Raw genomic sequence first — 22,913 nt, 5'->3', positions numbered from 1 at the left:
TTTTTTCAATAAAAAAAATAAATCACATCTCAAAAAATTGTTCTATTTTAGTTTTTTTTAAACAAAAAAAGAGTGGTTATCCACTCTTTAAATTAATATTTATATCTATCTATTGCATTATGGAATTTCGGTAAATAATCCCAGTTCTCTCTAATTATTTCATCTAAAATAGTCTTTGCAACTGCTCCGCTCGTAACTAAAGGATTTATTGTTAAAGCTTGAAGTGCTTTCCCATAGTTTCCTGTAACAGCAGCCTCTATTGTCAATTGCTCAAAGTTTTTCATAAGTTGTAAAATCCCTCTAGCTTCTAATGGCATAGGTTTTTGTGGGAACGGCTTAACTCCATCCTTGTACACTTTTGCAGATACCTCTACTGCACATCCTTCTGGCAAACAATCAATTAGACCATTCTCATTTTTAGTTGAAACAACTATTACTGTTCCTTTATCATTGTATATTGAATTTATCAATTCACAAGCTGCATCAGAGTAGTATTGTCCTCCTCTTTGCTCTAACTGTTTTGGTTTAACATTTAGTTCAGGGTCTTTATATAATTCAAATAACTCATTCTCTACTTTTTTAACTTGCTCTCCTCTTGTTCCTTTTCCACTTCTTATCTCTTCTAATTGATCTGCTAGCATCTCATCTGTTAAGTAGTAATATTTATGATATGCACAAGGAATCATTCCTAAATCCATAATTTGCTCTCTAATCCAAGGTTTTCCATGTCTTAAGTTCGCTGGTAGGTTTTCAATATCTGTAAGTATCTTTCCTAACGCTTCCTCTGTTCTATCTACTCCATTATGTAAAACTTGTCTTCCCCAGAAGAAGTGATTTAATCCTCCACATACTAACTCTATCTCTTCATCTGGAACTCCTAATGCATCAGTTACAGATTTTCTAACTCCAATAGGTACATTACAAAGTCCTGCTACCTTTATATTAGGATAGTATTTTAAAACTGATTCTGTTACCATTCCACTTGGATTTGTAAAGTTTACTAACCACGCATCTGGACAAAGCTCTGTCATATCTTGACAAATATCTAAAATTACAGGAATTGTTCTTAAAGCTTTAGCAAACCCTCCAGCTCCATTTGTTTCTTGTCCTATCATTCCATATCTTAAAGGAATTCTTTCATCTCTTATTCTAGCTTGTAATAATCCTACTCTGAATTGTGTTGTAACAAAATCTGCATCTTTTAAAGCTTCTCTTCTATCAAGAGTCAAATGTACTGACATCTTATCAGCTAATCCAGCTTGTTGAACCATTCTTTTTGCTAAATTTCCAACAATTTCTAACTTATCTTTTCCATCCTCTATATCAACTAGCCAAAGCTCTTTTATTGGTAGTTCATTGTATCTTTTTATAAAACCTTCAACTATCTCTGGAGTGTATGATGATCCCCCACCAATTGTAACTATTTTTACTGGCTTTTTCATAATTTTGTTCCTCCTATGTTTTAAATTCTATATTTTATATTTAACTTTTTAATTATAACTCACTTAATAATGATTCTAAGCTTTCCTCTTTTTCAACCTCATTTTCAGATGCAGCTAATTGAGCATCATAGATTTTAAAGAACGGATAAAATACTACTACTGATAACAAAATACTAAATACTCCTAACAAAGCTGTTGAAACAGAGAATCCTGCTGATAAAAATCCTGCAATCACAGGTGGTGTTGTCCAAGGTACCATTGAGAATGGTATTTTTACAATATCCCATTTCATTAAGAACCAACTTATTAATGTTATTAAAAGTGGATTTAAAATAAACGGAATCATAAGTAGTGGATTCATCACTATAGGTGTACCAAATATTACAGGTTCATTTATATTAAATAACGATGGTGTTATTGATAACTTTCCAACCTCTTTTAACTGCTTCGAACGAGCTCTAAACAGCATTAGAAGTACAAATCCAATTGTAGAACCACTTCCACCTAACTTCATTGTCATATCTCCAAAAGCTGCACTTGAGATTATATATCCATTTGAATACAGATTTTCTATTCCTGCAGCCGCTAAAGAAGCGTTATGCATAGTATTTTCCAACCAAATAGGGTCCATTATTCCAGATACTATAGTTGCCCCATGAATCCCTGCACACCATAATATAGTTGTTAAAAGTACTACCATAATTTGTCCAGGCAAAGATGCACTTGCAAATCTTAAAGGTGTTCCTACTAAAATTGTTATCATGTCGTGGAAGTTCCCAAAATTTGTATTTAGAATAACCGCCGTAATTAATCCCCAGAAACTGATTACTATAACTCCAGGTATCAGCGACATAAAAGTTTTTGATATCGCTGGTGGAACACTTTCTGGCAAAGTTATTACAAAGCCTTTTTTTACTATTTTCACTATTATTTCAACACTTATAAGTGATATTATAACCCCTGCAAAAAGACTCTTAGCTCCTAAATATGATGTATCCATCTTTCCATCCATAACAGTTGGAAACATCGTTACAAAATAACTTGCAACTGCTATTATTCCATTTGATAGTGCCATCTCAGGCATTCCAAATCCAATTGTCATTCTATAAGCTACTGATAATGCCGCTACTAAACCTACAATACCTAAACAAGCTGTAGATATGTATGAGAAATATCTTCCCATTCCACTCGCTTCTATAAGCTGACTATAACCTGGAATTGGTAAGAAGTTTAAAATTAAAAATAGTGAACCTACTATAGTTAATGGCATTGTTGCTACAACCCCATCTTTTATTGCTATTACATGTCTTTGAGCTGCAACTTTATTAGCTACTGGAACAAAGTATTTATTTAAAAAGTTATTAAATTTTTCAAATATCTTCATCTGTACACTCCCTTTCTATTTTTTAAACTCTTTTATTGCTAATATGGCATCTTTTAATACTCCAAGACCGTCCATCATTCCATATTTTTGAGTATTTATTGTAAGAACTGGAAATCTTCCATTTGCTAATCCTATCATCTTTTCCTCTAAGAATTTAATTTGTGGACCTAGTAAAAGTATATTTATATCATTGAAATGATCTGGTGCTTGCATCTCTGGAACTGCTTTTATTTCAGCTTCTAACTTATGCTCAGCTGCTATCTTTTTCATTTTGTTAACCAATAAACTTGTCGACATTCCTGCGTTACATGCTAGTAAAATTTTAATCATAATTCTTTACCTCCAAATATTTTTTATATTTTCATTCACATATTTTGTTCTGTTCTTGTTATTAAGATACCACTTGATTACATTTTTTGTCAAATTTGCAAAAATTAGCTTTGTTTTTCGTCTGTTTTAGCTTATAATATTTTCAAGAAATCAAAATAAATATCTCTTTTTCGTTTGTTTAACTTTTTTTCTAGAAAAAAATATTAAAAAAATTTAATTTTTTTTAAAAAATGGAGGAATTTATGTATTATCAACTGGAAAATTTTAATAAAAGAATAAATAATGCTAACTTTAGCTTTGATTTAAATTCGAATCTGAATAAAACTGAACGAACTTTTCTAAACTATCTACTAAAAAAATTTTTAAAATTAGATGATTTAAAGGTTCAAATTCCTACTGAAGAAATTTTAAACTTTCTAAAGTTGGACTTACAAGAAACCAACCTGTTTTTAGAACGTTTATCTAAAAAATCTATTCTATATAATTTCAATGATTCATCTGATGATATTTTAGGAGCTTTTAATCTTATAAACTCATATCTTATATCTAATAAGATAACTTTTATTCATCTGCCTAAAGAGGTTAAATATTCAAAATATATAAAAATTTTATACAGTTTTTCAAATAAGCCAACATATAAATTTTATAGCTATTTCATTAAAAATTTTATTTTAAAAAAACGATTTGAAGTGAAGCTAGAAGATTTTAAAGATATTCTAAATTCAGAGAATAAATATGAACGTTTTTTTGACTTTGAAAAAAATGTATTAAAACCTTTGCTTAAAGATTTAGAAGCCTCTTATAAAATCAGATATGATAAAGTTAAAATTGGATGCAATTTAAATAATAAAGTCATTGCTATTGCTTTTTATTTTGAAGACGAGATGTGGGAAGCTGATGAAGATTTGAAATTGAGAAGTATACTATTTATGATTAAAAGTGATTTGCAAGATGTTGCTGAGGTTTATTCAATTTTAAAAAATGGTATTCAAAACCATGGGTATGATATCACATATAAAACTTGTTTTAAAATTAAGCAACTCTATAAAAAAAGTGCACTTACTTTTGATGAGGTTTTAAAAGCGAGTTTTAAAAAGTTAGATTTAAAAGATATTGAACCAGTTGTATATATAAAAAAAGTTTTTAGCTCTCCAAAAGAGCTAAAAAAATGCTTCACTCATGAACTTGAAAAAATAAAACCCGGAATTATGTTAGATACCTCTGTTTTTTGCGAAAAGTTCCTTCAAAGTCTTTTTCTTTTAAAAGATGACAAAATTTTACATTTTAAAAACTCTGATTTCTCTGTTTTTATAAATTGGAAAAATGGAGATGAATCTATTGTTAAAATTTACTTATTTTAATTTTTTAGGAAAGAGGCAGTGACAGCCCCTTTCCATTTACTCCTCTACTTTGCAGTGTTTTTCTACAAAGTTACTGAATCCTTTAAATGTATAATCCTCATTCTCAGGTCTCTCTAAAGATATTTTTTTAAAGAAGCAAGATGGAATTTCGTCTTTTTTTAAACACTTGATAATACAAAGATCACACCCTTTATCATGATTTACTGGGTGTAATGGACATTTGTGATCTGTACAGCTACAAAAATCTTTTGCATTCATATTTTTCCTCCTAATTTTAAATAAATTTAAAAAAAAAAAGCTCATCATTACCTCTACTAAGACCTAAAGAGATAAAGATGAACTTTTACAAGTTCGCTGTCCGGTGACAGTTCATTTTTATTTATTTTTTAATTTTGTATACAGAATATATCATAAAAAAATATCTCTGTCAATTTTTATTTATTTTTCTAAAATATAAATCTCTTTCGATAAAATCTCTCCTAAAACCTCTATCTCAATTTGGTTATCTCTAGGATTTACAACGGCACTCATTACCTTTTCGCCATCGTTTATATATATCTCTGCAACACACCTATCAACTATTACTCTTAAATTCATCTCTTTATTTTCAGAAATTTTGCACTCTCTTAAAGTTCCAAAAGTTGTAAGAGGTTCAAATCCATTTATAACACCCTCTCTATCTAAAACGAAAGATTCTCTCTCCTTAAAGTAACTTAACTTCAATCCATTTCTTCCATCTTTAAATAGAGTCATACTGAAGTCATCTAATTTTTTTAATCTCAACTCAATTTCATAGCAGTTTTTAGCTTTAGAAATTTCTGAAAACTCTGCTATTTTTTCTTTTCTAAAGTCTTTTAACTCCTCTACAGGCAAAGTCGAAACTTTTCCATCTCTTAATTTTACCTCTCGTGGAAGTGTCATCATTCCATTCCACCCCTCTCCATCTAAAGGAGCATGACCTACTAACCACCCTATAATAATCCTTCTTCCTTTCTCATCCTCAAAACTCTGTGGTGCATAGTATTCAAAACCATAATCAACTCTTTGAAACTCTTCGTGTTCGAACCCGCCATTTTCATAGTTGAAATCTCCTAAGTAATATCCAGATATACTTTTTTGTCCATCCTCAGAGACCCCTTCTGGACTAAACATAAGTAAATCCTTTCCACCAATCTCAAATAAATCAGGGCACTCCCACATATACCCCATATTTTTCTCTGAAATTTTACTAAAAAGCTCCCACCTTCTCATATCTTTAGAAGAGTATATCAAAATTTTTCCACCCTCATTGTCCTTAGCTCCTATTGCTAAATACCAAAACCCACCTTTTTTCCAAACTTTTGGATCTCTCACATGAGCCTTTGAACACTCCTCTGGAATAGAAAGCTCTATCTTCTCTAGCTTTTCAAATTTTTCACCATCTTTAGTTTTAGCTAAAATTTGAGTAGGAACCAAATCATCTGGTCCTATAGTTATTGTATTCCCAAATTGATTAGCTTGCTTTGTAAGCATCTTTACCCCTGTATAAAAAAGATAAAGCTCTCCATTCTCTACCAATCCACTTCCCGAGAAACATCCATCTATATCTCCAAATTCTTTAGAATCAGGATGAAGTGCATGAGGTAAATATTCCCAATCAAAAAGATTATTACTCTTAGCATGCCCCCAAGTCATATTTCCCCAATAGCAATTTTCTGGATTATGTTGATAAAACATATGATATTCTCCATTGAAATATGATAATCCGTTTGGATCATTTATCCAATTTTTCTCTGCTGTAAAATGGAATAACGGTCTTTTACTCATCAATTTTCTCCTTATTATTTTTTATTTTAATATTTATGAAATTTATTAAGAAAATATGAAAACGTTTACATTTGATTTTAAAATATAAAGATAAGAATTCTCTTATCTTTAATTTTTACTAAACTATCTTTTTTACAGTTGTATCTCTAGGAATCAATCTTGGTAATATCTTTGTATGTTTACAATCTCTAACTCCTGATTTCATCTCATTTATCAATTTTTCAAAAGCTAAAAATCCAATCTCTCTAACTGGCTGTGCTACCGTTGTTATCGATAAATAGTTTGTAAAACTTATATTATCAAATCCAGCTACTGCAATATCCTCAGGTACTTTTATACCTTTCTCTCTAAAGAAGTTAATAACCTCCATAGCCACTATATCATTTCCTGTGAATATTGCACTAAATTTAAATTCTCCATTTTCTTTTAAATGTTTCTCCATAGTTTCAAAAACTAACTCTTTTAAATTCCCAGACGAGTAATTATAAAACTCTATACAGTTTTTATTTTTCAAAGGGATGTTTAAACTTTGTAATCCATCTTTAAATCCTTCAAATTTCTCATCTTTATTTCCTATATAACCTATATCTATATGACCTAAACTTCCAAAATGTTTAGCTAATAGCTCTCCTCCAACTCTATGATCTATAGCAACTCCAGAAAAACTTTCTGTTAGGGTTGAAATTGTAACTACAGGAATTCCTGCTTCAGAGAATTTTTTCAAATAAGCAATATCTCCGTCTAAAGGTGAGATTAAAACCCCTGCTGGGTTATATTTTAACGAATTTTCTACTAATTTTTTTTCTTTATGTGTATTACCTTGACTATTCATAAACATAACCTCAAATCCACTTTGATAAGCTTCATCTTCTATTACACTCAGCATCTCTGAAAAATATGGATTTACTATATCTGGTAAAATTACCATTATTATTGAGCTCTTTCTACTTGAAAGAGATTTTGCAGCACTATTTCCTTTATACCCTAACTCTGCTATAACCTCTAAAACTTTCTGTCTTGTTTGAGGCTCTACATAACTAGTTCCATTTATTACTCTAGAGACTGTCGCCTGTGACACTTGTGCTCTAAAAGCAACATCTTTCATCTTTACCATGAAACAACTCCCTTTTTCATGAAATCGTATACCTATTTCAAAATTTGTTTTTATTATATTACTAAAATTTTATTTTTTCAACAATTTTTATTTTTCAAATTTATTTTTGTCTATAACCTCTTGTAAAATCAATACCTAATTATAATTTTTATTTAAAAAAATAAAATGATTGTTGAATTTTTAAACTTTATGTGATATAAATGACTTTATAAACTTTAAGTGAACAATTATATTTTTTTACATTTTCATGAAAACGCTTTCACAAAGTAAGAAAACAAATAAAATTCAAAGGAGAATATTTATGAGTTTAAAAAAATTAAATACGATTAACTATATGTATTGGCCAGCTATGGCTCTTTTTATAGGTATTGTTTTCTACCCATTTCTACATGGAATAAGAATTTCCTTTACTGATTGGAATGGATTTTCTCAAAATTTTAACTATATTGGTTTCAATAACTATAAAAGACTATTTTTAGATGCTAATTTCTATATAGCCTTTAAAAATACTCTTATCTACGGATTAGGAAGTACACTTTTTCAACAATTTTTAGGTCTTAGTTATGCTCTTCTATTGAATAGAGATTTTAAAGGAAGAAATCTACTTAGAGCTATAATATACCTACCGGTTTTAATTTCTGGTCTTATAATGGGTTACATGTGGTACTTTATATTCCAATATAGCGATGGAGCATTAAATGATATTCTTCTTTTCTTTAATCTAGATCCTAAAGATTGGCTTGGAAATCCATCTTATGGTGTTTGGATTATTGTTGCTGTGAACACTCTTCAATATTGTGGTGTTTCAATGATTATATACTTAGCTGGGCTTCAATCTATTTCAAAATCTTACTATGAAGCTGCAAATATTGATGGAGCAAGTAGCATTCAACAATTTAGATATATTACTCTGCCTCTTTTAAAGCCAGCTATCATAACTAGTTTTACTCTAAACCTTATCGGCGGATTGAAACTATTTGACACAATAAAGGCTTTAACAAATGGAGGGCCAGGATATGCTTCGAACTCTTTATCAACACTTATAAATGTTTCATATTTTAGATCACAAATGGCTGGATATGCCTCATCAATGGGACTTGTTCTGTTTATTTTCATAGTTTCTGTAACTATTATTATTCAAAAGAGATTTACTGTAAAAGAGGGTGAGCTGTAGTGAAAAAAAATCTTAAAAAAATAGGTTTTAGTCTTTTAGTTTTCATATTGGGATTCATACATCTAATCCCCATCTATATATCTTTAACTGTTTCATTAAAAAAGAAGAGTGATTTAAGCTCGAGATGGTTTTTACCAAAAGAGTTTTTCTTTGAAAACTTCTCTTTCGCTTTTGAAAAAGCAGAGCTTTTATTAGCTATGAGAAACAGTTTCTTTATAACAGCGCTTTCAATCGCCTTGATAACTTTGCTTGGAGCTATGGCTGCTTATCCGTTAGCTCGTCATAAAACTATGACTAATAAAATTGTTTTAAATCTAATCTTAGCAGTTATGATGGTACCACCTCTAAGTATTTTAGTGCCACTATTGACAATCATGACAAAAATTCATGGTGTAAACACTTACTGGGGAATTATTTTAACACTAACAACATTCAATCTGCCTCTAAGTATTTTCCTATACAGTAATTTTATACACACAATACCTAGAGAGCTAGAGGAAGCTGCAATGATTGATGGATGTAGTCAATTTAAAACTTTTTATACAATAATCTTTCCCCTTTTAAAACCTATAACTGCAACAGTAGTTATTTTAACTGGAGTTGGAATTTGGAATGACTATCAATTCTCAGTTTATCTGCTTCAATCACCTAAAATGAAGGTAGTAACTTTAGCTATCTCTTCATTTTTCAGTCACTCATCTTCTAACTTAGGAGCGGCTGCAGCTGGAGCGATAATAGCAGTTTTACCAATAGTTACTTTATATATTTTCTTACAAAGATACTTTATTGCTGGAATGACAAGTGGTTCAATCAAATAAAAAAGGAGACATTATCTATGAAAAAAATTATTTTATCTTTAGCTCTTTCAGGTTTGTTTTTAAGTTGTAATAAATCTGATGATACACCTCAAAAAACTTTAGTTATCACAAGTAATTCTCATGCTCAAGAGCCCTCTTCTGTAGCTCTTCAAGAGATTATTGATGAGTATACGAAAGCTAATCCAGAGATTAAAATCGATTTTATTCCTGGAAGCTCTGACTATGAAGAAACTATGAAAACTAAAATGGCTACAAATTCTTTGCCTGATATTTTTGGAACTCATGGTTGGTCTATTAACAGATACAAAGAATATTTAGAACCTCTTAATGATAGAGAGTGGGCACAATATGTAAGTCCTGCTATAAAACCTGTTATCACTGATATGAACGAAAAGTTTTATGTTCTACCTTTAGATATAGATATTGTTGGGTTACCATATAATCTTGATGTTCTAGAAAAAGCTGGAGTTGACCCTAAAGCTATTAAAACAACTGATGATTTTCTTCTCGCTTTAGAAAAAATAAAAAATACTGGTGTCACTCCCATCTATTTAGGTGGTAAAGATTCCGCTTCTATCGGAAATATATATGATTGGATTGCACCTGGATTGATTATTTTAACAAACGAAAATCCTCAAGGAGAAAATCTAAAAAATGGAGTATTTGATGAAAAAGCTTGGAATATCACAGGTGAATTTATAAAAACTTTAAAAGACAATGGATATATTAATAAAGATGCACTGACTGGAAATGATGCAGCTAGAGCCCTTGGAACTGGAAAAGCGGCTTTTCTTTTCTTTGGGACATCAATGATTAGAGAAGGTTTAACTTATAATCCAGATGCAAGAATGGATTTTATTGCATTACCAACAAAAGAGAGAGATCAAAAATCATACTTTATAACAGGTGAAAGAATGGCTCTTGGTGTTTGGAAAGATTCTCCAAATAAAAAAGAAGCTCTAGATTTTTTAGACTATCTTGCTAAGCCTGAAAATATCTCTAAAATGGCAACAGCTAACGTTTTGCCAACTGGTCTTACAAATGCTAAAAGTGACCTTGGAGAGTTTGAAAGTAGCTATGATTTAGGAGATAAATATCAATATGTTGGATTCTTTGATAGAGAGTATCTACCTAGTGGAGCTTGGGAAACTCTTTGCTCTATTGGAGCTGGTATAATCTCTGGTCAACTTACTGTCGAAGAAGCCTCTAAAAAAATGAAAGAGGATTTTGATAAACTAAAAAATAAATAGGAGCAACTACAATGAATATATATGTTAATTCTAATTCTGAGTTTCATTTACAAAATGATTCTATCAGTTATATTTTAAAAGTTTTAGACAATGGAGATCTTGGTCATCTTTATTTTGGAAAAAGATTACATCATAAAGATAATTTTTCAAATATGCTTCAAATTTTTGAACACCAAGTTCCTTATACTCCAGAACAGATTGATGGTGTATCTGGATTTGCATTAGATAGCTTAAAACAAGAGTTTCCATCTTTTGGAACAGGAGATTATAAAGAACCAGCTTATGTTGTTCTACAAAAAAATGGAAGTAGAGTCACTAATTTCAAATTTTCTAAATATGAGATTCTAGATGAAAAACCCTCTTTAAATGGGCTTCCTCATACATATATTTCAGAAAAAAATGCAGTTAAAACTTTAAAAATCACTCTTCGAGATGAACTTTTAAGCTCTGAGATTGTTTTAACTTATTCTATATATAGGGATTTTCCTATTATAACTAGAAGTTCTAGTATCACAAATAATGGCGATGATGATTTAACTTTAGAAAGATTTTTAAGTTTCAGTATGGATATAGATCAGAAAAAATATGAACTTCTACATCTTTCTGGAGCTTGGGCTAGAGAAAGAAATATTGTCACTAACACCATAAATCAAAATAAAATTACTATTGATAGTAAAAGAGGCGCAAGTAGCTCTAACAACAACCCTTTTATAGCTTTAAAAGAAAATGGAGCCGATGAATTCAAAGGTGAATATATTGGAGTTAACCTTGTTTATAGTGGTAACTTTGTTGCTGGAGTAGAAAAAGATCATTATAATCATATTAGATTAAATATGGGAATAAATCCTTTTAACTTCTCTTGGGTTTTAGAGAAAGAGGAAAGCTTCACCGCTCCAGAAGTCGTTATGTGTTACTCTGATTCTGGATTAAATAAGATGAGTCAAAACTATCATAAGTTCTATCAAAACCACCTTATTAGAGGTGAATGGCAACATAAAGCTAGACCAATTCTTATCAACAACTGGGAAGCAACATACTTCGATTTCAATGAAGAAAAAATCTTACAAATAGCTAAAAAAGCAAAAGAGTTAGGGGTTGAATTATTTGTTTTAGATGATGGATGGTTTGGTTCTAGAAATGGAGATACCGCTGGGCTTGGTGATTGGTGGAGCAATCTTGATAAATTAGAAAGTGGAGTAGAGGGTCTTTCTAAAAAAGTTGAAGAGCTTGGTTTAAAATTTGGACTTTGGTTTGAACCTGAAATGGTAAATCCAGATAGTGATTTATATAGAACTCATCCTGAATGGGCTCTTTCTATTCAAAATAGAAAGCCTACTTTAAGTAGAAATCAACTTACCTTAGATTTAGGTAGAGATGAGGTTGTAGAATACCTATTTGAAAAAATATCTAACATTCTGAAGAATTCTAAAATCTCATACATTAAATGGGATATGAATAGAAATATGACTGATGTTTGGTCTGGTGTTTTAGAAAGCAAAAGACAAGGAGAAACAGCCCATAGATATATTTTAGGTGTTTATAAACTTATGGAAAAAATCACTACAACTTTCCCTGAAATACTTTTTGAATCTTGTGCTGGTGGTGGAAATAGATTTGATCCTGGAATGCTTTACTATATGCCACAAATTTGGACAAGTGATAACACCGATGCTGTTGAAAGACTTAAAATTCAATATGGTACCTCTGTAGCTTACCCTATCTCAGCTATGGGAGCACATGTTTCGGCTGTTCCTAACCATCAAACTGGTAGAATAACTTCTATCAATACAAGAGCACATGTCGCTTTCTTTGGTGCTTTCGGTTATGAATTAGATCTGAATGAAATAACTCCAACAGAGATGGAAGAGGTTAAAAAACAGATTATTTTCTTTAAAGAAAATAGAGAACTTCTACAATTTGGGACATTTTATAGAATAGAATCTCCTTTTGAAGATGAGTTTCAAAATATATCTTGGGCTATGGTGAGTAAAGATCAATCTGAAGCTATCTTAGGAGTTTATAGAGTTCTCTCTATTCCAAATCCTGGTTTTGATTCTGCTTTTGCTGCTGGATTAAATCCTGATTTTAAATACTCTATAGAAAACGAAGATATCTTAGGAAAAGTTTTCTACGGTGATGAACTTATGAGTTCTGGAATTAAATTTAGAAAAGTTGGATTAGATGCACATAACCCTAAAAGTTTAGAAAATCTTGGAGATTTTAGAAGTAAACTGATAAAAATTTCAAAAATATAGTCTTATCTAAATAGAAAAGTCAGAGCATTTAACTCTGACTTTTTCATTTTTTAAAACACATATCCTATATGAACTTGGAATAGTGTTCCACCATTTAAAACATCATTTGATACCGAGAAATCCATTGGTCCAAGGAATGTGTCCCAACCAATTCCAACTCCATACCCTTGTTCGCTTCTATCCCAGATATCATTTTTAGTTTCAAATCCTGAACTATAATTATATGTTCCTACATTATAGTTAAAGTTTAAATATAGATTAGGGACTATTGTGTATTGCAGTCCAGCTGATCCCATAAAGAAGTTATCTGTATAAACTGCTCCTATAGGCAATCCTACAAATGAATAACTTCTTCCCATAGGATTATTTCTTAAACCACCTATACTAAATAGTTCAGATAACGGTGTATTTTCAGAGTTATACATCTGTCCACCACGAACTCCAGTATTTAGTGACCAATTTTTACTTAAGCTGAAATACTTTGTTGCCATAGCCGAATATCCTTCGTAAGTTTCACCTGATTTTGTATTTGATTCTGAGAATAACTGTAACAATCCATTAGAACCAGTTGTCGCATACTCTGCTTGATTCATCGTATCAAAGTAGAAGCTGAATGTATTTGATATATAACTTCCATCTTTTTTAAACTCTGAGAAATTCTGGATTTTTTCTCCAGAATCATAGTATGTATCCATATTTTTAAATCCTAAAGTATATCCAGCTATTATATTGTTAAATATCGTTGTTCCTACTGACAAGTTTGTTGTAAATGTATCGTTTCTATATGTCGATACGTTATCTCCATCACGATATAAGAATATAGGGTTTAATCCATAACCTAAATCTACCGAAACGATTAACTTATGATTTAAGAAATCATACTGTGTCATATCTGTTAATGAAATTTTTGGATATTTAGAAAACTCTGTTTTTAATGTATAATTCTTCTGCGATAGATTGAATTTATTAAATACAGGCACTTCTGCCACTGCTTCTAATCCAGCTCCATAATTGGAAATATAAAATACTCCCGCTTTTAATTTTGTATCCATTCTTTCTTTTACTGTTAAATTTAAAGTTTCACCCTCTACATTATAAAAGACTCTATCCACGTAGCTTTTAGCATATATCTTCTCAACCCATAGATTCAAATCTTGAACTGTCATCTCTCCGTCAACAGGTTTTAATTTCTGAATCTCTTTTTCTGTTAGAAGGTTATTTCCTGATATTTTTATATCCTTTATTATAAACTCTTTTTTAGCAAAACTTTCTTTCTCTTTTTTCACTTTATCAAACTCTGCTTCATCAGTTAATTTCACAAGTGCGTAATCTAAGCTTTCAGCTGCTATCTCTCCCTCTTGGACTAAAGTCGATAGATTGTCAAAGTTTAAAGTACTATGTTTTTTAACATCTGGTGTTATCAAGATATCTGGAAGATGTGCTTGAGTTTGAGTTTTTTCAGTTCCCATATAACTTGATAATTTATCAAGTATTTGAACTATATTTGAATTATCACTTATAACTATTGGATCCGCTGCTATATCAACACCTATAACAACATCTGCTCCCATATTTATAGCTTGTATCACTGGGAAGTTATCTGCAACTCCACCATCAACATAGTAGTTACCCCCATCTCTTATAGGATCTAAAAATGTTGGTATAGCCATACTTTTCAATGTTGCTAAAGCTAAATCTCCACTATCTATAGCTACAGACTCTCCTGTTTGTAGATTTGTTGTCATCGCTCTAAATGGAATTGGAAACTCTTCGAAATTTTTTGTTCCCTCTGCTCTTGCAAATATTTTTTTCAACTCTAAATAGATATACTCTCCATTTAAAACTCCCATTGGAAGAGACAAATTGAAATCTTCATTCAATGAAATTGTAAGAGGATATTTATTCGATTGAGTTTTTCGAACAATCCCTTCTAAATCTCTATTAGATGCATTTCTAAATAGTTCATAAAATTGTAAATCAGTAACTGTTTTTTCTATCTCATCTGGAGTATATCCTACTGAATACATAGCTGCAATTATACTTCCAGCACTTGTTCCTACTACATAGTCAACCGGTATCTGATACTTTTCAAGAACTCTTAGCACTCCTATATGGGCAGCACCCTTCGCTCCTCCTCCACTCAATACCAATCCAACTTTGGGCCTATTCTCATCATTACTTTTCAAAAATGTGGCCTTTAGATTTTCTAAATTCTTTCTCTTTAATTCTAATTCTTCAATCTGCCTTTCAATCTCTTTTACCTTCGCTTCTTTAGAGTTAACTCTATTAGGTGAATGAGAAGCAAAAATAGATAAGCTAATTAGAAAAAATAGTACTATTTTTTTCAAAACCTTCATTATTTCTCTCCTTATTGTTCTTTAGATGTCAAAATTCCAGAACCAATAACCAGTCCAAGAATCACATTTGTAAGTATAAGTCCTGTTATTATCTCAACCACTACAAGAAATTGTGATAATGCTGTTAGAGGATAGACATCCCCATATCCTATTGTCGTGATTGTAATAAAACTAAAATAGATATGTTTAAAGTAAAAATGAAAAGCCCCTAAACTACGATCTATACCATTAAATACTGGTTTATCACTAAATAGAGTTAGAATAGTAAATAATAATCCAAAACTTATCGCTATAGTTATATATGTTGTAATTACAACAATTACATCTGAAGCTACTACTCTTCTTCTTCTCCTTAAAAAATCAGTAACTACATATTTTAGTAAAATCACATGAGACAGTATTAATAGTATCACATTTAAGAAAGATAGAAAATAGAAAAAATATTTTAAACTATCGTTTTCATTTAAACCTAAGGAAAAGTTAATTATTGGTACTAAAATTAAATAATATAAGATTAAAACTGTCGCTTTTAAAGGACCATCTTTAAATAAAAAATTCCTTTGCCTCAAAAATACTAGTGGTAAAATACTAAAAAATATTTTTATAGAACTTAGAGTTATCGTTATTAGTATTATTTTTTTCTCTACCATCAAATGAGCAAAAAATGATATTAAAATTGAAACACTTCCCGCTGTCACTGAATTTTTTAAGAATTGTAAAATCTGCTCTTTATTATATATTCTCATTTTCTCTCCTATTGTTATTTAGTATATGAAAAAAGCATAGTAAAACTATGCTTTTTATATTCTACGCTTTTAAAAATTCTTGAAGTTCTTCTGTTTTTGGATTATGAAAAACTGAATCTGGAAGTCCCATCTCAACAACTCTTCCTTCACTCACAAAGATTACATAATCTGCTACTCCTCTGGCGAACTCCATCTCGTGAGTTACTAAAACCATATCCTTTTGATCTTTTCTCAGCTCTTTTATAGCTTCTAAAATCTCCTTTGTTAAAGCTGGGTCTAAAGCTGATGTGGGTTCATCTAACAATAAAACTTTTGGTTTTAAAGCCATCGCTCTAACAATTGCAACTCTTTGCTGTTGCCCTCCCGAAAGTTGGTGGGGGTACTTATCTCTATGTTCAAAAAGTCCAAATCTTTTAAGTAGTCTTAACGCACGATCCTCTGCCTCAGTTGAATTTATCTTATGAACTTTTTCTAACGGCAACAAAATGTTATCAAGTGCTGTTAGATGAGGAAAAAGATTAAACGCTTGAAATACAACACCAATCCCCTTTCTATACTCATGAAGGCTCTCCTCTGTCTCAGGAATAACTTCTCCATTCAAAATTATTCTTCCACTATCTAGGGATTCTAATCCAGCTAATATTCTAAGAAGTGTTGATTTTCCTCCCCCAGACGGGCCTATTATAACCAAAGAGTGAATTGATTTTAAATCTAAATCAAGTTTATTCAGTACAATCTGATTTCCAAAAGCTTTAGATAGTTTTTCTATCTTAATTTCCATAGTTATACCTCCTCTCTAAATACTTCGAAAGATGAGATATAGGATATGTCAATATAAGATATCCTACTGCTAAAATACAGTAATTTTCTATAGGTGAAAATGTCAATGAATCAACCTCTTGAACATTTTTAGTAAACTCATTCACAGCAATTATAGACAATAAAGAAGAATCCTTTATCAAACTTGCAAATTGTCCCGCCAATGGTGGCATCACTCTTTTGATTACCTGTGGTAAAATTATATATCTGTATGTTTGAGCCTTTGTAAAAGCTAGCGCTTTTGCTGTTTCTAGCTGACTCTTATCTATACTTTCAATTCCACCTCTGAGAATTTCACAAACATATGCTCCCGAGAAAACTCCCATTATTAAAATTCCCATAACATATCTATTATTTATACCAAAAGCTGTTCCTATTACATAGTAGAAAAGATATATCTGAACGATTAAAGGAGTTCCCCTTATCATCTCTGTAAATCCTTTTGCAAAATAATATGTCGGCAAAAATCTCCCTCTTTGACCCAAAACTAAAAGTGTTCCAATTAAAAAGCTAGAAACCAATGAAAATACAGAGATTACTAATGTCATTTTAAATCCTAAAAGGAATTTATATCTATATTTTTCAATTATCCCCTTCCAATTATACGGATAATCGATACTACTAAATGCAAAATGAAAAATTCCTAAAACTAATATAGTCACTAAAATTATATTGAACCATTTCACGAATAAATTTTCTGTTTCTTTTTCAGGTTTAAAAAATATAGTTTTTAGTATACTCATACCATCTCCTAATCAAAGAAGAAAGGGACATTTTTCTCTTTAAAGAAAGCTCTCTCCTCACCTAAATATTTATCAGCTAACTCATTAAACTTTCCACTATTTTTATACTCTACTATAAACTCATCTATTTGAGCTCCTAAATCCTCTTCACCTTTTCTATAGGCTATTGCCCACGGTTGAGATTCTGTTTCAAACTGCTCTAATAAAGGTGTTGTTGTCTCTTGATTTCTTGACCAATTTTTATAAATTGTAAGAGGGTCATATATAAAAGCATCAACTTTACCTTGAGAAACTTCCAATATAATTGCACTCTCTTTGTCAAAAACCATAATCTCTGCATTTGGGAAATATTTTTGAGCTACAGTATGTCCACTCGTACCTTTTTTTACAGCAACTTTTTTCCCTTTTATATTTAAATCACTCGCTTTTGTTATCCCAGATTTATTATTTACTAACATTGCTAAATAGCTTTTAGCATATGGCTTTGAAAAGTTAACAGATTGCTTTCTCTCCTCTGTTACTGACATTGAAGAGATGATTATATCTATTTTTTTTGTTTTCAGAGCTGGAATCAGCCCTCCATAAGCCATATCTTCTATGATTACATCTCTTCCTAAATATTCACCTAAGGCATAAGCCATATCTACACTTATTCCTGTTGGTCTTCCCTCCTCATTTGACATCTCAAATGGTGGATAAGCCAGTTCCATTCCAACTATCAAAGGTTGACTTTGAGAAAATGTTAAACTTCCTAAAATTAAAGTTAAAAAAAACAATATTTTTTTCATAAATTCCTCCCTTTATGTAAAAAGTTATTTTTATAGCTTTATTCTACTTCTAAATAAAGGGAAGATTTCCTCTATTTTTATATTTTAGATTTTTAAACTCTAATTTACTAACAATCCTATCTTCAACATAAATAATCCTGCTGCATATATCATCGGAAATGCAACTATACTTCTTAAAAAGAAGATTTTCATAACATCAAAAAAATTAAATCCAATTTTTGAATTCATAAGAATAATTCCTGTTTCACTAAAATATATCAACTGTGAAAAAGTTAATCCTCCAATAACAAATCTAGCCAATTCACTTGGACAATCCTTTATAAAGACAGCCGGTAACCACATATCAGTTATTCCTATTATCATAGAAGGAGCCATGTATTGAGCTATCTCTCTTTCAAAGCCTATGAATTCTAAAAATGGAACCATCGGCGCTGTAACTATTTGAAAGAAGTTTGTTTTATCAGCTAGTACTAAACCAATTGTTCCTACAAGCATTATTACAGGAGTAAACGTCACATATATCGTTAATACTTTTATAAAAGAATCTCTTAAAACTTTCGTAGCTTTCGTTTTTCCAGCTACATCCGAAGCTAATCTGATAGCATAATTCATACTTGTATCTCTCTCATCTGGAGCTTCTCCCTCTCTATAATACCTATCTTTAAATTTTTTCAAAGGCATTCTAGATATCACAACACCAGTTAAAATTGTACATACTATTATTGTTCCATAAAAATATCCAAAAATATGTGATAATCTAAGCAAATCCGCCATCATTATTGCGAATGAAATTCCAACTAACGAGAATGATGTTGCTATAATAGCTGCTTCTTTTTGTGTATAGTATCCTTTTTCATATTGTTGATCTGTTACTACAATTCCTATCGTTCCATCTCCAACAAATGATGCTAAAGCATCAATTGCTGCATAGCCTGGAACTTTAAATAATTTTCTCATATAAGGGGCTATCAAAGTTCCTATAAATTCAACCAACCCAAAAGAAGTCAGTAGTGGTATAAGCATAACCTCTAAAAAAAATGTTACTAATATTGTTGGCAATAACTCATCTATCATCATAAGTCCCGTTGCTTCATCTGCAACAACTCTACTCAAACTTTCTGGTAAAAAATTATATGTTATTAAAATTAGAGTTAAAGCCCCTAATATTCTTATTCCAGCAACAAATTTACTACTTATAAAAAATCCGTCTAAAACTTTATCATTAAAAGTTTTTCTTTTCATTCCTAAGATAGTTCCAAAGATTGTGACCACAGCGAATCCTGCTGTCACTATTTTCACTATATCATCATACCTTTCTACTATATGACTCTTGATGTGTCCTAACAACATCCCTGACTCTCCTCCAATTACCATCGGTACCAAGAAAAGCCAAATTCCTACAAAAGAATAAAATCCGAATTTAAAAGTATTGATTACCACTATCCTCCTCCTTATATTTTAAATAAAAAAAAGCGTACAAAAGTACGCTTTAATAACTAATAAAAAATAACAAAATTTCACAATATTGTTATGGCAGCGTCACAATATTTTTGTTCACAGGATTACAACATCTTTGCCGTCGGCCTTAGGCTCATTTGTAAAGGTGAACTAATATTTAATTTTTTATAATGCATTATGAAACATTTTTATTATTTTGTCAATATTTAATTTATTTTTTTTATCTCAATACATCACTATAAAGTGTCATCGCTAAATAGAAGTAAATAACTAATGCTAATGCATCTACAATTGTCGTTACTAGAGGTCCTGCCATTATCGCTGGATCTAAGTTTAACTTTTTAGCACCTATTGGTAAAAGTCCACCTACAAGTTTTGCTATAACTACAGTTACACCTAAAGTTACTGAAACTAGTAGTGACATTTTCAAATCTTGCTTCAATATAAAATTCATACGTAAGAAGTTCACTGCACCTAATCCTAAACCAACAATTAGACTAACTCTTAACTCCTTCCATACAACTTTTAAATAATCATTTATTTTTATCTCTCCTAAAGCCATTCCTCTTATAATAAGAGTTGATGATTGAGATCCTGCATTTCCACCCGTATCCATTAACATCGGAATTGCTGCTGCTAATACAACCATCTGCTCAATTATCTCTTCATATTTACTTATTATAGATCCTGTGAATGTAGCTGACACCATTAATACAAGTAACCAAGTTAAACGATTTTTAGCTAAATCAAATATTGGAGTTTCTAAATACTCCTCTTTACTTGGCGCCATTGCAGCCATCTTTTGGAAATCCTCTGTATTTTCCTCTTCTATTACATCAACCATATCATCGATTGTTATAATTCCTACTAAAATATTTTCTTTATCTATTACTGGTAAAACTGTCAAATCATATTTCTTAAACAAAGTAACTGCATTTTCTTGATTTGTCGATGTTTTTACAGATAAAACACTCTTATCCATAATATCTTCAATCATTTCATCATCATGAGATGATAACAGTTTTTTTAAGGTTATCTGTCCTTCTAATCTTTTATAGCTATCTATAACATAAGCTACATCTATCGTTTCAAGTTCTTCAGCGTATTTTCTAATATGTTTAATACTATCTTTTACAGTACAATTACTTTTCAAAGATAGATATTCTATAGTCATCAAACTTCCTGCTGAATCCTCCTCATAAGATAGGAATTGATTAATCAAAGAACGATTTTCATGCTTGTAGTTCTCAAGCACTCTTTTTACAACATTTGAAGGCATCTCCTCTAAAAAGTCAATCATATCATCGAAGTATAACTCTTCTAATAGTGATTGTAACTTATCATCATTTATTGAACTCACAATTTTAATTTGCTCATCGGTATCTAAATTTGCAAATACCTCTGCTGCAATATCCTTGTGTAACAATCTAAAAAGAATAATCATATCCTTTTCATTTTCATCGTTATTCTCAATAAATTCAGCAATATTAATCGGAGTTTCACAATTTAGAACCTCCTTTAAAGATTTTAAATCCTTTTTTAATAGAAGTTCTTTTACTTTTGTTTCAAACATCTTTCCTCCTTGTTTTTTGCAGAGGAAAAACGAAGAAAAATTCTAGACCTTTCCTCTACAAACGAATATTAAATTGTTATTTTTCACATTGCGTTTGGGATAACTGTCCATCTTTTTCTCTCCTTCGATTTATTTTGCTTGTATAGCCTATAAATTATACCTTTTATTAAATAAAAAGTAAATGTTTTATATTTTTACAAAAAACAAAAAGACCTTAGAACTAAGTTCTAAGGTCCTTAAATATCATTACTTTACAGTTACGATGTTAGAAGCTTGAGGTCCTCTGTCACCTTGAACTACGTCAAAAGTAACTTCTTCTCCTTCTACTAACTTCTTGAATCCATCTTTCTTGATTTGAGAGAAGTGTGCGAATACATCTTTCCCGTCCTCACCAGTGATAAATCCGAATCCTTTTTCTTCGTTGAACCATTTAACTGTACCTTTCATTTGATACCTCCATAATTATTTTTTATAATTCTACAAATCTTAATCTTTAAATCAGAGGTTAAACAAACTCAAGTTACCAATGGTTTCTCTTCTAAAAATTTTAAAACTCATATTATTAATCTAGTATTATTATACTACGTTTCTATCAAAAAGTAAATGTTTTTATTTTTTATCTTTCTCATTTATCTTTTATATAGTTCATCAATCGTTACAAACTCATACCCATTACGCTTTAATATAGGAATCGCAATTTTTAGAGCTTCGCCTGTTTTTTCATAGTCATGAAGTAAAATAACTCCTTTATCCCTTGCATTTTCTACTAAAAACTTTGCGATATATTCTGAATCAAATTTTTTCTCCCAATCTTGAGGACAAATATTCCACATAACAGAGATCATTCCTAGATTTTTTCTCACTTCCTCTTTCTGCGATTTTGCGAGCGATCCATATGGAGGTCTAAAATATTTTACACTCTCACCTGTTGTTTTCTGTATAATTTTATTTGTATCCTCTAATTCTTTTTTTACATCTTCAATTGATATTTTTTTAAAATTTGGATGATTATATGAGTGATTGGCTATCTGATGTCCATCGTTATAAATCTTTTTTAAAATTTCCGGATACCTCTTTCCATTTACACCCACAATAAAAAATGTCCCTTTTGCCTCGTTCTCTTTTAAGACGTCCAATATTTGTTCTGTAACCTTAATCTTAGGTCCATCATCAAAAGTCAACGCTATTCTTTTCATATCCACACTTTGAGACAAAGCTGAAACCCCAATAAAATACAGAGCTATTAAATACTTTCTCATTATTTATCCCCCCATTTTTTTCTAAAAAAACTATACCACAATTGCTATTTTTTATATAGTTTTTTTATTTTTTTATTTTTCAATTTTTGAAAAAAAGTTTTATTTTTTTTCAGAAAACATATATCTTTTTGCAAAAGAATGTATTATAATAGATTCAATTTAAAGAATCTGTTAACTAAAGATGAAAAATAGGTCCAATTCCTTAAAAAGGGATAAAGATTTTCGATTTGAAATAA

At 30.5% G+C, this 22,913-nt stretch carries 20 protein-coding genes; 5 read left to right on the top strand and 15 right to left on the bottom strand.

Translation table 11 applies throughout. The features are described 5' to 3' along the window. Nucleotides 1-92 precede the first annotated feature (92 nt). The 3 genes from L992_RS05870 to L992_RS05860 are packed head-to-tail and all read right to left on the bottom strand — an operon-like array spanning nucleotide 93 to nucleotide 3,156. Nucleotides 93-1,442, bottom strand: coding sequence for a 6-phospho-beta-glucosidase (locus tag L992_RS05870; protein ID WP_047382908.1), 1,350 nt, complete (start codon nucleotides 1,440-1,442; stop codon nucleotides 93-95). A gap of 52 nt (nucleotides 1,443-1,494) precedes the next feature. Further along, the gene (locus L992_RS05865) at nucleotides 1,495-2,826 is read right to left on the bottom strand and encodes a PTS sugar transporter subunit IIC (RefSeq protein WP_047395019.1); all 1,332 of its coding nucleotides are present in this window, start codon (nucleotides 2,824-2,826) and stop codon (nucleotides 1,495-1,497) included. Between the two features lie 15 nt (nucleotides 2,827-2,841). Then, complete coding sequence (locus L992_RS05860) at nucleotides 2,842-3,156, bottom strand: PTS sugar transporter subunit IIB (protein WP_047395018.1); 315 nt, start codon at nucleotides 3,154-3,156, stop codon at nucleotides 2,842-2,844. Between the two features lie 242 nt (nucleotides 3,157-3,398). Between L992_RS05860 and L992_RS05855 the strand changes: the two genes are divergently transcribed. Continuing rightward, on the top strand, nucleotides 3,399-4,517 hold the full coding sequence (locus L992_RS05855) for a replication initiation protein (protein ID WP_047382914.1): 1,119 nt from the start codon (nucleotides 3,399-3,401) through the stop codon (nucleotides 4,515-4,517). A gap of 36 nt (nucleotides 4,518-4,553) precedes the next feature. On the opposite strand, the gene L992_RS05850 is transcribed toward L992_RS05855, so the two are convergent. From L992_RS05850 to L992_RS05840, 3 genes are all read right to left on the bottom strand, one after another. Next, nucleotides 4,554-4,775, bottom strand: a complete 222-nt coding sequence (locus L992_RS05850; protein ID WP_047395016.1) for a DUF6485 family protein — start codon at nucleotides 4,773-4,775, stop codon at nucleotides 4,554-4,556. 180 nt (nucleotides 4,776-4,955) lie between these two features. Further along, nucleotides 4,956-6,323 carry a glycoside hydrolase family 32 protein gene (locus L992_RS05845; RefSeq protein WP_047395014.1) on the bottom strand — a complete coding sequence of 456 codons (1,368 nt, stop codon included), beginning with the start codon at nucleotides 6,321-6,323 and terminating at the stop codon, nucleotides 4,956-4,958. Between the two features lie 118 nt (nucleotides 6,324-6,441). Beyond that, complete coding sequence (locus tag L992_RS05840) at nucleotides 6,442-7,437, bottom strand: LacI family DNA-binding transcriptional regulator (RefSeq protein ID WP_047382917.1); 996 nt, start codon at nucleotides 7,435-7,437, stop codon at nucleotides 6,442-6,444. Nucleotides 7,438-7,738: 301 nt separating this feature from the next. On the opposite strand from L992_RS05840, the gene L992_RS05835 reads away from it, so the two are divergent. The 4 genes from L992_RS05835 to L992_RS05820 are packed head-to-tail and all read left to right on the top strand — an operon-like array spanning nucleotide 7,739 to nucleotide 12,934. Continuing rightward, complete coding sequence (locus L992_RS05835) at nucleotides 7,739-8,611, top strand: carbohydrate ABC transporter permease (protein WP_047395012.1); 873 nt, start codon at nucleotides 7,739-7,741, stop codon at nucleotides 8,609-8,611. Continuing rightward, complete coding sequence (locus tag L992_RS05830) at nucleotides 8,611-9,429, top strand: carbohydrate ABC transporter permease (RefSeq protein WP_047382919.1); 819 nt, start codon at nucleotides 8,611-8,613, stop codon at nucleotides 9,427-9,429. Before L992_RS05835 ends, L992_RS05830 begins: the two co-directional genes overlap by 1 nt. 17 nt (nucleotides 9,430-9,446) lie before the next feature. Beyond that, nucleotides 9,447-10,679, top strand: a complete 1,233-nt coding sequence (locus tag L992_RS05825; protein WP_047382921.1) for an ABC transporter substrate-binding protein — start codon at nucleotides 9,447-9,449, stop codon at nucleotides 10,677-10,679. Between the two features lie 11 nt (nucleotides 10,680-10,690). After that, the gene (locus L992_RS05820; RefSeq protein ID WP_047395009.1) at nucleotides 10,691-12,934 is read left to right on the top strand and encodes an alpha-galactosidase; all 2,244 of its coding nucleotides are present in this window, start codon (nucleotides 10,691-10,693) and stop codon (nucleotides 12,932-12,934) included. A 50-nt stretch (nucleotides 12,935-12,984) separates the two neighbouring features. On the opposite strand, the gene L992_RS05815 is transcribed toward L992_RS05820, so the two are convergent. The 9 genes from L992_RS05815 to L992_RS05775 all read right to left on the bottom strand — a co-directional run bounded on the left by L992_RS05815 (nucleotide 12,985) and on the right by L992_RS05775 (nucleotide 22,677). Next, on the bottom strand, nucleotides 12,985-15,291 hold the full coding sequence (locus L992_RS05815; protein ID WP_047395007.1) for a patatin-like phospholipase family protein: 2,307 nt from the start codon (nucleotides 15,289-15,291) through the stop codon (nucleotides 12,985-12,987). Nucleotides 15,292-15,302: 11 nt separating this feature from the next. Continuing rightward, on the bottom strand, nucleotides 15,303-16,037 hold the full coding sequence (locus L992_RS05810; RefSeq protein WP_052191742.1) for a potassium channel family protein: 735 nt from the start codon (nucleotides 16,035-16,037) through the stop codon (nucleotides 15,303-15,305). 61 nt (nucleotides 16,038-16,098) lie between these two features. Further along, nucleotides 16,099-16,818, bottom strand: coding sequence for an amino acid ABC transporter ATP-binding protein (locus tag L992_RS05805; protein WP_047395004.1), 720 nt, complete (start codon nucleotides 16,816-16,818; stop codon nucleotides 16,099-16,101). Then, complete coding sequence (locus tag L992_RS05800; protein ID WP_047395000.1) at nucleotides 16,808-17,599, bottom strand: amino acid ABC transporter permease; 792 nt, start codon at nucleotides 17,597-17,599, stop codon at nucleotides 16,808-16,810. The genes L992_RS05805 and L992_RS05800 overlap by 11 nt, the downstream gene beginning before the upstream one ends. Before the next feature lie 8 nt (nucleotides 17,600-17,607). Beyond that, nucleotides 17,608-18,387 carry a transporter substrate-binding domain-containing protein gene (locus L992_RS05795; RefSeq protein ID WP_047382929.1) on the bottom strand — a complete coding sequence of 260 codons (780 nt, stop codon included), beginning with the start codon at nucleotides 18,385-18,387 and terminating at the stop codon, nucleotides 17,608-17,610. Between the two features lie 99 nt (nucleotides 18,388-18,486). Then, entirely contained in the window at nucleotides 18,487-19,827 is a 1,341-nt protein-coding gene (locus L992_RS05790) for a YjiH family protein (protein ID WP_047382931.1), read from the bottom strand. Nucleotides 19,828-20,065: 238 nt separating this feature from the next. Then, nucleotides 20,066-21,418, bottom strand: a complete 1,353-nt coding sequence (gene mgtE / locus L992_RS05785; RefSeq protein WP_047382934.1) for a magnesium transporter — start codon at nucleotides 21,416-21,418, stop codon at nucleotides 20,066-20,068. Nucleotides 21,419-21,664: 246 nt separating this feature from the next. Next, entirely contained in the window at nucleotides 21,665-21,865 is a 201-nt protein-coding gene (locus tag L992_RS05780) for a cold-shock protein (RefSeq protein WP_047382936.1), read from the bottom strand. A gap of 182 nt (nucleotides 21,866-22,047) precedes the next feature. Continuing rightward, complete coding sequence (locus L992_RS05775; protein ID WP_047382937.1) at nucleotides 22,048-22,677, bottom strand: polysaccharide deacetylase family protein; 630 nt, start codon at nucleotides 22,675-22,677, stop codon at nucleotides 22,048-22,050. Nucleotides 22,678-22,913: the final 236 nt, after the last annotated feature.

The sequence above is a fragment of the Cetobacterium sp. ZOR0034 genome, from assembly GCF_000799075.1.
Lineage (GTDB): Bacteria > Fusobacteriota > Fusobacteriia > Fusobacteriales > Fusobacteriaceae > Cetobacterium_A.
The sequence above is the reverse complement of the archived record's forward strand: the minus strand, read 5'-3'. Positions and strand labels throughout refer to the sequence as shown.

Excerpts from the sequence above, each read along its gene's own strand:
- L992_RS05855 (WP_047382914.1), top strand. The coding sequence starts at position 3,399 with ATGTATTATCAACTGGAAAATTTTAATAAAAGAATAAATAATGCTAAC.
- L992_RS05840 (WP_047382917.1), bottom strand. The coding sequence starts at position 7,437 with ATGGTAAAGATGAAAGATGTTGCTTTTAGAGCACAAGTGTCACAGGCG.
- L992_RS05860 (WP_047395018.1), bottom strand. The coding sequence starts at position 3,156 with ATGATTAAAATTTTACTAGCATGTAACGCAGGAATGTCGACAAGTTTA.
- L992_RS05825 (WP_047382921.1), top strand. The coding sequence starts at position 9,447 with ATGAAAAAAATTATTTTATCTTTAGCTCTTTCAGGTTTGTTTTTAAGT.
- L992_RS05820 (WP_047395009.1), top strand. The coding sequence starts at position 10,691 with ATGAATATATATGTTAATTCTAATTCTGAGTTTCATTTACAAAATGAT.
- L992_RS05810 (WP_052191742.1), bottom strand. The coding sequence starts at position 16,037 with ATGAGAATATATAATAAAGAGCAGATTTTACAATTCTTAAAAAATTCA.
- mgtE (WP_047382934.1), bottom strand. The coding sequence starts at position 21,418 with ATGTTTGAAACAAAAGTAAAAGAACTTCTATTAAAAAAGGATTTAAAA.
- L992_RS05780 (WP_047382936.1), bottom strand. The coding sequence starts at position 21,865 with ATGAAAGGTACAGTTAAATGGTTCAACGAAGAAAAAGGATTCGGATTT.
- L992_RS05865 (WP_047395019.1), bottom strand. The coding sequence starts at position 2,826 with ATGAAGATATTTGAAAAATTTAATAACTTTTTAAATAAATACTTTGTT.
- L992_RS05775 (WP_047382937.1), bottom strand. The coding sequence starts at position 22,677 with ATGAGAAAGTATTTAATAGCTCTGTATTTTATTGGGGTTTCAGCTTTG.
- L992_RS05870 (WP_047382908.1), bottom strand. The coding sequence starts at position 1,442 with ATGAAAAAGCCAGTAAAAATAGTTACAATTGGTGGGGGATCATCATAC.
- L992_RS05815 (WP_047395007.1), bottom strand. The coding sequence starts at position 15,291 with ATGAAGGTTTTGAAAAAAATAGTACTATTTTTTCTAATTAGCTTATCT.
- L992_RS05845 (WP_047395014.1), bottom strand. The coding sequence starts at position 6,323 with ATGAGTAAAAGACCGTTATTCCATTTTACAGCAGAGAAAAATTGGATA.
- L992_RS05795 (WP_047382929.1), bottom strand. The coding sequence starts at position 18,387 with ATGAAAAAAATATTGTTTTTTTTAACTTTAATTTTAGGAAGTTTAACA.
- L992_RS05805 (WP_047395004.1), bottom strand. The coding sequence starts at position 16,818 with ATGGAAATTAAGATAGAAAAACTATCTAAAGCTTTTGGAAATCAGATT.
- L992_RS05835 (WP_047395012.1), top strand. The coding sequence starts at position 7,739 with ATGAGTTTAAAAAAATTAAATACGATTAACTATATGTATTGGCCAGCT.
- L992_RS05800 (WP_047395000.1), bottom strand. The coding sequence starts at position 17,599 with ATGAGTATACTAAAAACTATATTTTTTAAACCTGAAAAAGAAACAGAA.
- L992_RS05850 (WP_047395016.1), bottom strand. The coding sequence starts at position 4,775 with ATGAATGCAAAAGATTTTTGTAGCTGTACAGATCACAAATGTCCATTA.